Here is a 12,614-nt window from a genome sequence, read left to right as displayed (position 1 = left end):
GACTTAAATGGCTGACTTCACGATGGAAAAAGGCGCCGACGGCGTCGCGGTCATCACCTGGGACCTGCCGGGCAAGAGCATGAACGTGCTGACCATGCAGGGCGCGCAGGAGCTGAGCGATCTGATCGACGACGCGCTGGCCGATGACGCGGTCAAGGGCGTGGTCATCACGTCCGGCAAGGACACGATGGCCGGCGGCATGGACCTGAACGTGCTTCAGGGCATGAAGCAACAGGGCGCCGAGGGCGTGTTCGAGGGGGTCATGACGCTCCACCACCTGCTGCGCAAGATTGAGCGCGCGGGCATGGACCCCAAGACCAACAAGGGCGGCAAGCCGATCGCGGCCGCCGTTCCCGGCACCGCCATGGGCATCGGGCTGGAACTGCCGCTGGCCTGTCACCGCATCTTTGTTGCCGACAACCCCAAGGCCAAGCTGGGCCTGCCGGAAATCCAGGTCGGGATCTTCCCCGGCGCGGGCGGCACCACCCGGCTGGTGCGCAAGCTGGGCGTGATGATGGCGGCCCCCTTCCTGCTGCAAGCCAAGATGTCCGATCCGACGGCCGCCAAGAAGGCCGGGATCGTGGACGAGGTCCTGGCCGATCCGGTCGCGGCGGCGAAGGAATGGGTCCTGTCCGGCCCCGCCATCGTCAAGCCCTGGGACGAAAAGGGCTACAAGATGCCCGGCGGCGCGCCCTATCACCCGGCGGGGTTCCAGACCTTCGTCGGCGCCAACGCGATGATCAACGCCGAGACATGGGGTGCCTTCCCCGCGGCCAAGGCGCTGCTGTCGGCGGTCTACGAAGGCGCGCAGGTGCCGTTCGACACCGCCCTGAAGATCGAGGCGCGGTGGTTCACCTCCGTCATCATGAACCCGTCGTCGGGCGCGATGATCCGGTCGCTGTTCCTGAACAAGGAAGCGCTGGAGAAAGGCGCGAACCGGCCCGAGGCCCCCGACCAGCGCGTGAAGAAGCTGGGCGTCATGGGTGCGGGCATGATGGGCGCGGGCATCGCGCTCGTCTCGGCGCAGGCCGGGATGGAGGTCGTGCTGATCGACCAGAAGCAGGAGGCCGCCGACAAGGGTAAGGCCTATACCGAGAGCTACTTCGACAAGGGCATCAAGCGCGGCAAGGCGACCGAGGAGAAGAAGGCCGAGGTTCTGGGCCGGATCACCGCGACGACCGATTACGACGCGCTGAAGGGCTGCGACCTGATCATCGAGGCCGTCTTCGAGGATCCGGGCGTGAAGGCCGAGGTGACCAAGAACGTCGAGGCCGTGGTGGGCGAGGACTGCATCTATGCCTCCAACACCTCGACCCTGCCGATCAGCGATCTGGCCAAGGCCAGCAAGCGGCCCGAGCAGTTCATCGGCATCCACTTCTTCTCGCCCGTCGAGAAGATGCTGCTGGTGGAGATCATCAAGGGCAAGGAAACCGGCAGCCGCGCGGTGGCCAAGGCGCTCGACTACGTGCGCCAGATCCGCAAGACGCCGATCGTGGTGAACGACGCCCGCTTCTTCTACGCCAACCGCTGCATCATCCCCTACATCAACGAAGGGGTGCGCATGGTCGGCGAAGGCGTGGAGCCCGCGCTGGTCGACAACGCGGCGCGGATGCTGGGCTTCCCGGTCGGACCGCTGCAGCTGAACGACGAGACCTCGATCGACCTTGGCGTGAAGATCGCCAAGGCGACCAAGGCGGCGCTCGGCAATGCCTATGACGGCGGGGCTGCGGATGACGTGCTGTTCTGGCTCTACGACGCCGGACGGCTCGGGCGGAAGTCGAACGCGGGCTATTACGACTACGACGAAAAGGGCAAGCGGCTCGGCATCTTCGAAGGCATCCGCGAAAAGTTCGGCACCCGCGACACCGAGCAGCCCGAGGTGGACGAGGTGCAGGACCGGCTGATGTTCAGCCAGGTGCTGGAGGCCGTCCGCGCGCTGGAGGAAGGCGTGCTGGAGGACATCCGCGAAGGCGATGTCGGCGCGATCCTCGGCTGGGGCTTTGCGCCGTGGTCGGGCGGGCCGTTCAGCTGGCTGGACATCATCGGCGCGGACGAGGCGGTGAAACGCTGCGACCGGCTGACCGAGAAGTTCGGCGCGCGGTTCGAGGCGCCCAAGCTGCTGCGCGAGATGGCTGAGAAGGGTCAGACCTTCTACGGGCGGTTCGGCGAGCAGGCGAAAGCCGCCTGAGGCCCCGTCATCCACGGGACCGCGCCATGCGGTCCCGCCAAAACAAAAAAAGACCGCGCCGAGGCCTGGCGCGGTCTTTGCACGTCGCCGAGTGGATCAGGCGACGCGCGCAGTCTCTGCAATAGCGGCGGCGGGCATCTTCTCGATCCATGCCTCGCAGATTTCGAACCGGATTTCCTCCAGCAGGGCACCGTCCGAGTCCTCGGACAGCAGACGGTATTCGGCACCGTCGGACCCGCCGAACAGCCGTGCGATCATGTCGCCGCCCGCCGCGCAGACGCACAGCGCGCCCTCGGCGGTAAAGACGATCTCGTCCTCGTCAAACTCCAGCACGAACACCTCGATCGGGCGGCGCATCTCGATCCGCTCGATCCCGCAGATGCCTTCCAGATCCTCGGCGCGGACCAGCGCGAAGGGATCGCCGGTCATGTCCTCGGCGGCATCGCTTTCGACCATGATCGCCTGACGCGGCAGAACGGTCATCGGCTCGCGGTTGTCCAGAACGCCCGCGGGGACGTGCAGCGGGCGGAACCGGCGCGGGCAGGCCCCGTGGCCCTGCCACAGCGGCATCCGGCGGATGGAGCGCACGGGACGCAGACCGTTGTCGAAGGTCAGGACGCGGTCACCGGTGGCTACATCGTCGATCCGCTGCCAGCCGCGCGCCGTGGCGACGCGTGTGCCCGAGGCGATCCCGGACATCACACCGGTCGGCGCTTCGTCGACAGCTACCTGGCGGTCTTCGTGACCCGCGCGGCGTCCATAATCCTGTTTCAGAAAATCCAGCATCAGAATTCTTCCCGTGTCCTTCGCAGCTTTTTGCCGCCTTGTCCGATGCAGACACAAAGCCGGGGATTCGCGTCCCGCATTTGCCTCAAAAGGGGCTGAATTCAGGCATAGTTCGCGGTTTGCAGACAAACTGGCCGGATCGGTCGGATTGGATCGGAAACGGCCTGAAAACCCGGAAATTCTCAGAATTCGTAGCCGAAGCGATCGATATCCTCGGCGCAATCCTGGGCAATAATTTGCTCATCCCCCGGCTGGTAATAGGCGCGGTAATCGCGTTTCCGCCCGGAAATGTTCACTTTTTCCAGCTCCAACGCGAATCCCAGATGCGCCCGGAGCGGTGCCGAATCCGCCTGAAATTCTTCCAGCCGAATGTAGAGGTCGCACAGGTCCACCCCGTCCGAGGCGCTGACATAGCTCCGGGCCGGGTTTGACCGAAATGCGGCACGGGTCTGCGGATGCCGGATGAATTCCGGAAACGGCAGGTCCAGCGCCAGCCGCACCGCCGGGTGGTCGAAGCTCTGCACCCTGAGCCAGTGATAATAGCTGACGGCCCGGTCCCATGGATTGCGGACCAGCGTAAAGACGAAGCTCTGCTCCATCTCCTCGCGGCTGACGATCCCTTCGATGTCGGACAGCCGGGAGTGCTTCCAGAGCCGGCCCCGCGCGGCGCCGGGGTCGAGCTTGTGGCGCCGCCGGACAGCCTTGGGCGTATCGCCCAGCATCAGGTCGTCCTTCATCGCGCGGGATTCCAGCGCCAGCGCCATGGCCGTGCCGCCGGTCTTGGGGATGTGGACAAAGATATAGCGGCGCCCGCGCGAGACGATCATGGCGGCAGGATATATGCCGCATCGGCCCCGGCAAGCGCCGCTTGCACGTGTCCGGGTGGCGCGGCAAAAAGGACACCTGCACGCAATGAGGGGAGCATCATGGGCTGGCTGAAGGACGAAACGGGGCTGGAGCGCAACAAGGCGAACCATGTGCCCCTGACACCGTTGTCGAACCTGAACCGTGCGGTCGGCATCTGGCCGGACCGGCTGGCCGTCGTCTATGGCCCGCACCGCAAGACCTATCGCGCGTATCATGAGCGTGTGACCCGCCTCGCCTCGGCGCTGGCGAAACTGGGGGTGGAACCGGGCGACGTGGTCGCGACCGTGATCCCCAACCTGCCGCCGCAGGTCGAGGCGCATTTCGGCGTGCCCGCCTGCGGGGCCGTGCTGAACGCGATCAACACCCGTCTGGACGTGGACACCGTCAGCTACATCCTCGACCACGGCGGGGCCAAGGTGGTGCTGGCCGACGCGCAGTTCCTGCCGATGGTCGTCGAAGCGGTCGAGCGGATGGAGGGCCCTGCCCCCGTCATCATCGACGTGCCCGACCTGCACGCGGGTGTGCATGCGGTCGGCGATCACATGACCTACGAGGAACTGCTGGAAACCGGCGATCCGGACTTCCGGTGGATCATGCCCGAGGACGAATGGGAGAGCATCGCGCTCAACTACACCTCCGGCACGACCGGCAAGCCCAAGGGCGTCGTGTCGCATCACCGGGGGGCCTACCTGAACCCGATGGGGCAGATCCTGTCATGGCGGATGCAGCTCTATCCGAAATACCTGACCATCGTGCCGCTGTTCCACTGCAACGGCTGGGGCCACGCCTGGATGATACCGCTGCTCGGCGGGACCGTGGTCTGCTGCCGCGACATCACCGCGCCCGCGCTCTACAGCGCCTTCGCGGACGAGGGCGTGACCCATTTCGGCGGGGCGCCGATCGTGCTGAACATGCTGGTCAACGCCCCCGAGGATCAGCGCCGCCCCTTCGATCAGACGGTCGAGGTCTTCACCGCAGGCGCGCCCCCTGCCCCGGCGACGCTGGCCAAGATCGAACCGATGGGCTTCAACATCACGCAGGTCTACGGGCTGACGGAAACCTACGGGCCCGCCACCGAATGCGCATGGGACGATGATCTGTGGGGCGACCTGAAGGGCGACGACCGGGCCGCGATCAAGGCCCGTCAGGGCGTGCCGATGCCCGCCTACGAGGACATCACCGTCCTGAACCCCGAGGACATGAGCCCGGTCCCCCATGACGGCAAGACGCAGGGCGAGATCATGTTCCGCGGCAACGGCGTGATGAAGGGCTATCTGAAGAACCCCGAAGCGACGGCCGAGGCGTTCCGTGGCGGCTATTTCCATTCCGGCGACATCGCCGTGCAGCATCCCGACCGCTACATGCAGATCCAGGACCGGGCCAAGGACATCATCATCTCGGGCGGCGAGAACATCTCGTCCGTCGAGGTCGAAAGCGTCCTGATGGGCCATCCCGACGTGATGCTCTGCGCCGTGGTGGCCAAGCCGGACGAGAAATGGGGCGAAGTGCCCTGCGCCTTCGTCGAGCTCAAGGACGGAAGGTCTGGCGACGAGGCAGGCCTGATCGCCTTTGCCCGTGAACGGCTGGCCGGGTTCAAGACTCCCAAGAAAGTGGTGTTCTGCGAACTGCCCAAGACCTCGACCGGCAAGATCCAGAAGTTCGAGCTGCGCAACCAGGCGCGCGGGCTCTGACGGGCTGGTATACTGCGCAATTGCCGGACAGGGCGCGAGCGACTAGACTGTCCGGCAAAAGTCCGAGCAGAATGACCCAAGGCACATGACGGCCCTCAGCGAATACCAGCGCCTCGAAGCGCGCGGGCTGTGGCGTGAGCGCGCCGATGCCCAGCGACGCGACGTGGTCGTCTCGCTTGGCGACGCGACGCTGGTGCTGTCGGACACCGGCGACCGGGCCGTTGCGCACTGGTCGCTGGCCGCCGTCATCCGTCTGAACCCCGGCGAGACGCCTGCGCTCTACAGCCCCGACGGGCTGGATGACGAGACGCTCGAACTCGACCGTGACTCCCCCGAGATGGAAGCGGCGATCGAACGCATCCGCCGGTCGATCGACAACAGCCGGCCAAAGCCGGGACGGCTCAGGTTCGGCCTGCTTGGGGGTATGACGCTGGGGGCATTGCTGCTCGGGGTGTTCTGGCTGCCCGGCGCTCTGGAACGTCACGCGCGCGGCGTGATCCCCGACGTCAAGCGGACCGCGATCGGCGAGGCGCTGCTGGCGGAGGTCCAGACCGTCACCGGACCGCCCTGCACGGAGGCCGAGGGCCTGTCCGCCCTGACCCGCCTGGCCGAACGGCTGTCGGGGCCGAACGGGCCGCCCCGGCTCTATGTCATGCGCGATGGCGTCAGGGGGGCCGCGCATCTGCCGGGCCGGATCATCCTGCTGAACAAGGCCGTTGTCGAGGACACCACCGATCCGGATGTCGTCGCGGGCTACATCATCGCCGAACAGGTCCGCGCCAGCCAGTCCGATCCGATGGGCCCGCTGCTGGAACATGCCGGGCTGATGGCCACCGTTCGCCTGCTGACCACCGGCACCGTTCCGGATGCCGCCCTTGAAAGCTACGCCAAGTCGTTTCTGACCCGTCCGCCCCAGGCCGTATCCGACCCGGACCTGCTGGCCCGTTTCGCGACCAACGGCGTGCGGTCCACCCCCTATGCCTATGCCCGCGACATCACCGGCGAAACGACCATCGGCCTGATCGAGGCGGACCCGGTCAAGGGTCAGGAAATCACGCCGGTGCTGCGGGACGCGGACTGGCTGCGTCTGCAGGCGATCTGCGGCGGGTGAGCCGGGCCTGACGGCAAAAAAGGGGGCCCGCGGCCCCCTCTTCTCTTCACGCCGAAGCGTTGTGCGCCCGCCGCCCGTTCAGCGGGTGAAGGCGTCGCGGAACCCGGCCTTCCGGGCCACAGACAGCGCACGGTTCAGCGCGGCCTGATCCGCGAACGGCCCGGCCAGCACGACCTTCAGCGCCTTGCCGCCCTTGGAATAGGTCGAATACCGCACCGGCAGCCCCGAGGCGCCAAGCCGCTGCGCGGCACGCGTGGCATTGCCCGGCTCGCCGAACATCCCGACCTGCACATAACGGTGCCCCGTGGCCGTCGCGCGGGGGGCCGAGCGGGACGAGACGACGGGCTGTTTCGCCTTGGCCCCGCCCTGGACGGTGCTGCCGCTGGACGACACGAAGGGGTTCTTGAAGTTCGGGAACAGCGCGGTCACGTCCTTGCCCGTCCGCCTGTCGACAAGGCGGCGCGGGACGGTGTTGGTCCAGACCAGTTCCATCTGGCGCTGACCTGCCGCCGTGCCCTCGGCCCGGCGCGGGTTCAGACGGTCGTCCTTGAACGCCTTGACGTAGCCCTTGGGGACCGGCGTGCGCACGGTATTCAGCTCGCGCTGCGCGGCGACATGGGCGGGATAGCTGCGCTGACCGCCGCCCTGCACGACCTGCGGGGCCTGCTTGACGCGCACGCACCGCAGGAGGAGCTGGCCGTCGCGGCGGACGTATTGCCCGGTGCTTTGGGTATTGGCGGGGCAGACCGCCCGGCCCTGCGGCACGGTCACGGTCGGGCCCGGCACGGCCACGGCACGCGGCGCGGGCCGGACGGCCGCCGGGGCGGACGTGACGCGGACGGCTTCGGTCCGGGGGGCCGGTGCGGCAGTCGTGCCCGTCCGGCGTGCTGTGGTGACGGGCGCGGGCTTGGACGGCACCATGGAGGGACGGGCCTGTGCCGCGGCGACCGGCTTCACGGTCACCGGGGCGGGCTTGGGCGCAGCCGCGACTCGCGGCGCAGCGGCGGGGGGCGCACCGTTCTCGGGCTGGGCCGGAGTGATGACCACGACCTGTTCAGTCGCCACCACCGGGCCGGTGCCGCGCGGCGCCGTCTCGAACGTCGGGCGATAGCCGCAGACCACCTGCCGGTTGCGCGCCACGCGCGGCACCCATGTCACGGTCCCGCCGACGCCCGCGCGGATATAGACACAGCCCTTGCTGTCCACATACTGCGTGCCCTTGTAGGACGCAGGCGGATATTCCGACGGGCCGTCATTGCCGCGCAACGACTGCGCTTGTGCCGCTCCGGCACCGATCCCCAATATAAGGGCGGCAGCCCAGAATACCTTGCTCGACATGATCGAACCCCCAATATGTTGGGTCGCATACTGCCTGAGCTGTAACTTTGAGTAAACCGTGAATCCGGTTATTTCGTGCCGAACATCCGGTCCCCGGCATCGCCCAGACCGGGAACGATATAGCCCTTCTCGTTCAGCTTGGTGTCCACCGCCGCCGTCACGATCGGCACGTCGGGATGTGCCTCCTTCATCCGCGCGATCCCTTCGGGCGCGGCCAGCAGACACATGAAGCGGATGTTCGTCGCCCCGGCCTCTTTCAGCAGGTCGATGGCCGCGGCCGAGGAATTGCCGGTCGCCAGCATCGGGTCCAGCGCGATCACCAGCCGGTCGGCCAGGTCCTCGGGCACCTTGAAGTAGTACTGGATCGGCTGCAGCGTCCGCTCGTCCCGGTAGAGCCCCACGAACCCGACCCGCGCCGCGGGCACCAGTTCCAGCACCCCGTCGAGCAGCCCGTTGCCCGCGCGCAGGATCGACACCAGCGCCAGCTTCTTGCCCGCCAGAACCGGCGCGTCCATCGTCTCGAGCGGCGTCTCGATCCGCTCGGTCGTCATCGGCAGTTCGCGCGTGACCTCGTAGGCCAGCAGCAGGGAGATCTCGCGCAGCAGCTGGCGGAAGGACTTGGTCGAGGTCGACTTGTCCCGCATGATCGTCAGCTTGTGCTGCACGAGGGGGTGATCCACGACGGTCAGATGCTCGGTCATGCGGCGGGCTCCAGTTTCTTGGCGATACGCGCCTTGGTTTCCGCGTCGCAGAAGGCCGCGTCAAGTGCGGTGCGGGTGATTTGGCCGAAAACCTCGTCGTCCCAGCCGAAGGCGCGCTCCAGTTCCTCGAATTCGCGGGTCATCGTGGTGTGGAAGAACGGCGGATCGTCGGTCGATACGGTGATCTTCAATTCCCGCTCGCGCAGCTTCTCGATCGGGTGCTTCTGCCACTTCGGGTAGAGCCCAAGCGCGATGTTCGACCCCGGACAGACCTCCAGCACGGTGCCGCGCTCCGCCAGTTCGTCGACCAGCGCGAGGTCCTCGATGGCGCGGACCCCGTGGCCGATCCGCTCCACCCCCAGGTCGCGCACCGCGTCCCTGACCGACTGCGGCCCGCCCCATTCACCCGCATGCGCCGTCAGCCGCAGCCCGGCCTCGCGCGCGCAGTCGAAGGACCAGATGAAATCCTTGGGCTTGCCCTTGCCCTCGTCCCCCGCGATGCCGAAACCGGTGATGAAATCGCCCGCCGTCTCGGCGGCGCAGAGCGCGGCGTCTTTCGCCATGTCGGGGCCGAAATGGCGGATGCAGGTGACGATGCCCTTGAGCGTGACGCCCATCTTCGCCTCGGCCTCGGCCGCCGCCGATTGCATCGCGGCGAGGTAGTCACGCCACGCGGCCACGTCGCCGCCACCGCAGAAATCGGGCGAGACGAAGGTTTCGGAATAGACGACGCCGTTCTCGGCGCTCTGTTCGGCCACGGCGAGGACGAGGCGGGCGTAGTCGTCGGGCGTCTTCAGGACCGAGGTCGCGGCCTCGTAGACCTGCAGGAAATGCACGAAGTCGCGATAGGCGTAGTGGCCGCGTTCATTGAAGACCTTGTGGATGTCGATCTTCTTCTCATGCGCCAGCCCGCGGATGAACTGCGGCGGCGCGGCGCCTTCGAGGTGTAGGTGCAGTTCCACCTTGGGATAGGTCTTCCAGCTCACAGAAACGATCTCCCCGGTCCTTGGGTTGGCACGCCCAGATGCGCCGCGACGCTCGCCGCGACATCGGCAAAGGCGACCAGCCCCGCCTGCCCCGCGCCCCGCCCCGCGACCAGCACCGGCACCCGTTCGCGTGTGTGGTCGGTGCCGGTCCATGTCGGATCGTTGCCGTGGTCGGCGGTGACGATCAGCATGTCGCCGCCCTTCAGGCGCGGCAGCAGCGCGCCCAGTTCCGCGTCGAACCATTCGAGCGCGCGGGCATAGCCCGACACGTCGCGGCGGTGGCCGTAAAGGCTGTCGAACTCCACGAAATTGGCGAAGGTCAGGCTGCCGTCCTCCGCCGTGTCCAGCAACTGGCCGAGGTCGCGCATCAGATCCGCATCCGCGCCCTTGGTCACGTCGTCGATCCCGCGCATGGAGAAGATGTCGCCGATCTTGCCGACCGCGTGGACCTTGCGGCCCGCGCCCTGCACCCAGTCGCAGAGTGTGAGTGCGGGTGGTGCGACGGCAAAGTCCTTGCGGTTGGCCGTGCGGGTGAAGCCGGTGCCGGGCGTGCCGACGAAGGGACGTGCGATGACGCGCCCGACGCGCATGTTGTGCAAAGTTGGCGCGATAGCTTTGCAAAGCTCCATAAGCCGTTGCAGACCAAAGCTTTCCTCATGCGCCGCGATCTGGAACACGCTGTCGGCGGAGGTGTAGCAGATCGGCTTGCCGGTCCGCATGTGCTCGGCCCCGAGGTCGTTCACGATCACCGTGCCCGATGCGTGGCAATTGCCGAGGATCCCGTCTGTCCCCGCCGCCTGCGCGACCGCCGCGATCAGGTCGGGCGGAAAGGACTTCTCCTTGTCCGGGAAATAGGTCCAGTCCCACGGCACCGGCACACCCGCCAGTTCCCAGTGGCCGGAGGGCGTGTCCTTGCCCCGGCTCACCTCGGTCGCGGCGCCCCAGAAGCCCTGCGGCGTGGCGTCCAGCCCCGGCGTTGCGTCACCCGACGCCAGCCGGATCGCCGCCCCCAGCCCAAGCCTGTCGAGATTCGGCAGACGCAGGGGCCCGGTCCGGCCCTCCTCCGCCCGTCCCGCCGCGCAGGCCTGCGCGATATGGGCCAGCGTGTTCGCCCCGGTGTCGGGCACATCGTCATTGAAGAACGCCCCCGCATCCGGCGCGCCGCCGCAGCCGACGCTGTCGATGACGATCAGGAACGCGCGGGGCATCAGCCGACGAAGCCCCGGATCGGCGCGGGCAGCTTCGGCTTGCGGTCGGACAGCGTGACCGCAGCACGGACCGAGGCCACCGCCTGATCCGCCGCATCCAGCCGCGCGGCATGGACCCGCGCCAGCGGCTGGCCCTTTTCGACCTTCGTCCCGAGCGGCACGACATCGGACAGCCCGACCGAAGGGTCGACCACGTCGCCCTCCACCTGCCGCCCGCCGCCCAGATCGACCACCGCCAGCCCGAGCGCCTCGCCGTCGATGGCCGAGACATAGCCGCCCTCCTCCGCCGTGACCTCGCGGATCACGTTGGCTTCGGGCAGGAAGCGCGACCAGTTCTCGACGAATTCGACCGGTCCGCCCATGGCGGCGACCATGCGACCGAAGCGGTCGGCCGCGCGGCCCGTCATGATGGCATCCTTGACCGCGGCGGCGCCCGCCTGTGGATCGTCCGCCAGCCCGGCGCGGGCCAGAACCATCCCGCCGAGCGCCGCCGTGATCTCGGCCAGCGGGCCCGACGCCGTGCCGGTCAGCACGCGCAAGGACTCCGCCACTTCCAGCGCGTTCCCCAGCGACGGGGCCAGCGGCTGGCTCATGTCGGTCAGAACGGCGGATGTCGGGCACCCCGCCGCGTTCGCGGTAGACACCAGCGCATCGGCCAGCTTGCGGGCGTCCACCTCGGATTTCATGAACGCGCCCGAGCCGACCTTGACGTCCAGCACCAGCGCATCGAGGCCCGCCGCCAGCTTCTTGGACAGGATCGAGGCGGTGATCAGGTCGAGGCTCTCGACCGTCGCCGTCACGTCGCGCACCGCGTAGAGCCGCCGGTCCGCGGGCGCGATCTCGGCATTCGCGGCGACGATGGCGCAGCCCGCCCGGCTGACCACGTCGCGGAACCGCGCCTCGTCCAGCAGCGTCGTCACGCCGGGGATCGCCTCCATCTTGTCCAGCGTCCCGCCGGTATGCCCCAGCCCGCGCCCCGAGATCATCGGCACGTAGGCCCCGCAGACGGCCAGCGCGGGGGCGAGGATCAGGCTGACGCAATCGCCCACCCCGCCGGTCGAATGCTTGTCGATCGCCGGTCCCGGCAGGTCCCACTTCAGCGTCCGTCCACTGTCGCGCATGGCCAGCGTCAGGGCGACCCGGCCCTCCTCGCTCAGCCCGTTCAGCAGCACGGCCATGGCAAAGGCCCCGGCCTGTGCGTCGGTGACGTGGCGGTCGGCCAGCCCCTCGGAGAACCATGTCAGTTCGGCGCGCGTCGGGGTCTTGCCGTCGCGGACCTTGGCGATGATGCGTCGGGCGTCCATCAGGTCCGGTCCATGTGGCTCGCGTCGAAACGGCCGGGCAGCAGTTCGTTCAGCGTCATGGTCAGCGATCCGCCGTCGGTGGTGCACATGGTGACGCGGGTGTCGGATGCGCCGAACTCCACCAGCTTTTGCCGGCAGCCGCCGCAGGGCGGGACCGGCGCGGGGCTGTCGGCGATCACGCAGACCTCGGTCAGCTTCGTCTCGCCCGCCGCGACCATGGCCGCGATCGCCCCCGCCTCGGCGCAGGTGCCTTCGGGATAGGCCACGTTCTCGACGTTCACGCCGGTATAGACGGTGCCGGAGGCCGCGCGGATGGCCGCGCCGACCTTGAACCGAGAATAGGGCGCATAGGCGTTTTCGCGGACTTTCGTCGCGGCTGAGAGCAGATCCATTCCGGGCCTCCTTCGATAGCGGTTTGGCCACTCTCGGAAAGC

The 12,614-nt window shown here is 67.8% G+C and carries 11 protein-coding genes; 3 read left to right on the top strand and 8 right to left on the bottom strand.

The genetic code is table 11. The annotated features are described in order from the left end of the window. Positions 1 to 7 precede the first annotated feature (7 nt). Positions 8 to 2,188 carry a 3-hydroxyacyl-CoA dehydrogenase NAD-binding domain-containing protein gene (locus tag ATO6_RS08410; RefSeq protein WP_088623545.1) on the top strand — a complete coding sequence of 727 codons (2,181 nt, stop codon included), beginning with the start codon at positions 8 to 10 and terminating at the stop codon, positions 2,186 to 2,188. Positions 2,189 to 2,284: 96 nt separating this feature from the next. Here the strand turns inward: ATO6_RS08410 and ATO6_RS08405 are convergent, their stop codons facing one another. After that, positions 2,285 to 2,974, bottom strand: a complete 690-nt coding sequence (locus ATO6_RS08405; RefSeq protein ID WP_088623544.1) for a Hint domain-containing protein — start codon at positions 2,972 to 2,974, stop codon at positions 2,285 to 2,287. Between the two features lie 182 nt (positions 2,975 to 3,156). Further along, positions 3,157 to 3,801 carry a sulfotransferase family 2 domain-containing protein gene (locus ATO6_RS08400; RefSeq protein ID WP_088623543.1) on the bottom strand — a complete coding sequence of 215 codons (645 nt, stop codon included), beginning with the start codon at positions 3,799 to 3,801 and terminating at the stop codon, positions 3,157 to 3,159. Positions 3,802 to 3,900: 99 nt separating this feature from the next. Between ATO6_RS08400 and ATO6_RS08395 the strand changes: the two genes are divergently transcribed. Both ATO6_RS08395 and ATO6_RS08390 read left to right on the top strand, forming a co-directional pair. Further along, positions 3,901 to 5,532 carry an AMP-binding protein gene (locus ATO6_RS08395; RefSeq protein WP_088623542.1) on the top strand — a complete coding sequence of 544 codons (1,632 nt, stop codon included), beginning with the start codon at positions 3,901 to 3,903 and terminating at the stop codon, positions 5,530 to 5,532. Positions 5,533 to 5,617: 85 nt separating this feature from the next. After that, positions 5,618 to 6,643 (top strand): hypothetical protein, encoded by a 1,026-nt coding sequence (locus ATO6_RS08390; RefSeq protein ID WP_088623541.1) that lies wholly within the window; start codon positions 5,618 to 5,620, stop codon positions 6,641 to 6,643. Between the two features lie 78 nt (positions 6,644 to 6,721). Here the strand turns inward: ATO6_RS08390 and ATO6_RS08385 are convergent, their stop codons facing one another. From ATO6_RS08385 to ATO6_RS08360, 6 genes are all read right to left on the bottom strand, one after another. Then, positions 6,722 to 7,981, bottom strand: a complete 1,260-nt coding sequence (locus ATO6_RS08385) for an SPOR domain-containing protein (RefSeq protein WP_141101954.1) — start codon at positions 7,979 to 7,981, stop codon at positions 6,722 to 6,724. Positions 7,982 to 8,049: 68 nt separating this feature from the next. Then, a complete protein-coding gene (gene upp, locus ATO6_RS08380; protein WP_088623539.1) occupies positions 8,050 to 8,682 on the bottom strand; it encodes a uracil phosphoribosyltransferase in 633 nt (210 codons plus the stop codon). Then, on the bottom strand, positions 8,679 to 9,668 hold the full coding sequence (locus tag ATO6_RS08375) for an adenosine deaminase (protein WP_088623538.1): 990 nt from the start codon (positions 9,666 to 9,668) through the stop codon (positions 8,679 to 8,681). The genes upp and ATO6_RS08375 overlap by 4 nt, the downstream gene beginning before the upstream one ends. Further along, positions 9,665 to 10,876: a phosphopentomutase gene (locus ATO6_RS25410; protein ID WP_088623537.1), complete on the bottom strand. Its 1,212-nt coding sequence runs from the start codon at positions 10,874 to 10,876 to the stop codon at positions 9,665 to 9,667. The genes ATO6_RS08375 and ATO6_RS25410 overlap by 4 nt, the downstream gene beginning before the upstream one ends. Then, a complete protein-coding gene (locus tag ATO6_RS08365; protein WP_176440869.1) occupies positions 10,876 to 12,180 on the bottom strand; it encodes a thymidine phosphorylase in 1,305 nt (434 codons plus the stop codon). Before ATO6_RS08365 ends, ATO6_RS25410 begins: the two co-directional genes overlap by 1 nt. Further along, on the bottom strand, positions 12,180 to 12,572 hold the full coding sequence (locus ATO6_RS08360) for a cytidine deaminase (RefSeq protein ID WP_088623536.1): 393 nt from the start codon (positions 12,570 to 12,572) through the stop codon (positions 12,180 to 12,182). The genes ATO6_RS08365 and ATO6_RS08360 overlap by 1 nt, the downstream gene beginning before the upstream one ends. Between the last annotated feature and the right edge of the window lie 42 nt (positions 12,573 to 12,614).

This window comes from Oceanicola sp. 22II-s10i, from assembly GCF_002210105.1.
Taxonomy (GTDB): Bacteria; Pseudomonadota; Alphaproteobacteria; order Rhodobacterales; family Rhodobacteraceae; genus Pseudooceanicola.
The sequence above is the reverse complement of the archived record's forward strand: the minus strand, read 5'-3'. Positions and strand labels throughout refer to the sequence as shown.

Coding starts and splice junctions, on each gene's coding strand:
- ATO6_RS08410 (WP_088623545.1), top strand. CDS start 8: ATGGCTGACTTCACGATGGAAAAAGGCGCCGACGGCGTCGCGGTCATC.
- ATO6_RS08405 (WP_088623544.1), bottom strand. CDS start 2,974: ATGCTGGATTTTCTGAAACAGGATTATGGACGCCGCGCGGGTCACGAA.
- ATO6_RS08400 (WP_088623543.1), bottom strand. CDS start 3,801: ATGATCGTCTCGCGCGGGCGCCGCTATATCTTTGTCCACATCCCCAAG.
- ATO6_RS08395 (WP_088623542.1), top strand. CDS start 3,901: ATGGGCTGGCTGAAGGACGAAACGGGGCTGGAGCGCAACAAGGCGAAC.
- ATO6_RS08390 (WP_088623541.1), top strand. CDS start 5,618: ATGACGGCCCTCAGCGAATACCAGCGCCTCGAAGCGCGCGGGCTGTGG.
- ATO6_RS08385 (WP_141101954.1), bottom strand. CDS start 7,981: ATGTCGAGCAAGGTATTCTGGGCTGCCGCCCTTATATTGGGGATCGGT.
- upp (WP_088623539.1), bottom strand. CDS start 8,682: ATGACCGAGCATCTGACCGTCGTGGATCACCCCCTCGTGCAGCACAAG.
- ATO6_RS25410 (WP_088623537.1), bottom strand. CDS start 10,876: ATGCCCCGCGCGTTCCTGATCGTCATCGACAGCGTCGGCTGCGGCGGC.
- ATO6_RS08365 (WP_176440869.1), bottom strand. CDS start 12,180: ATGGACGCCCGACGCATCATCGCCAAGGTCCGCGACGGCAAGACCCCG.
- ATO6_RS08360 (WP_088623536.1), bottom strand. CDS start 12,572: ATGGATCTGCTCTCAGCCGCGACGAAAGTCCGCGAAAACGCCTATGCG.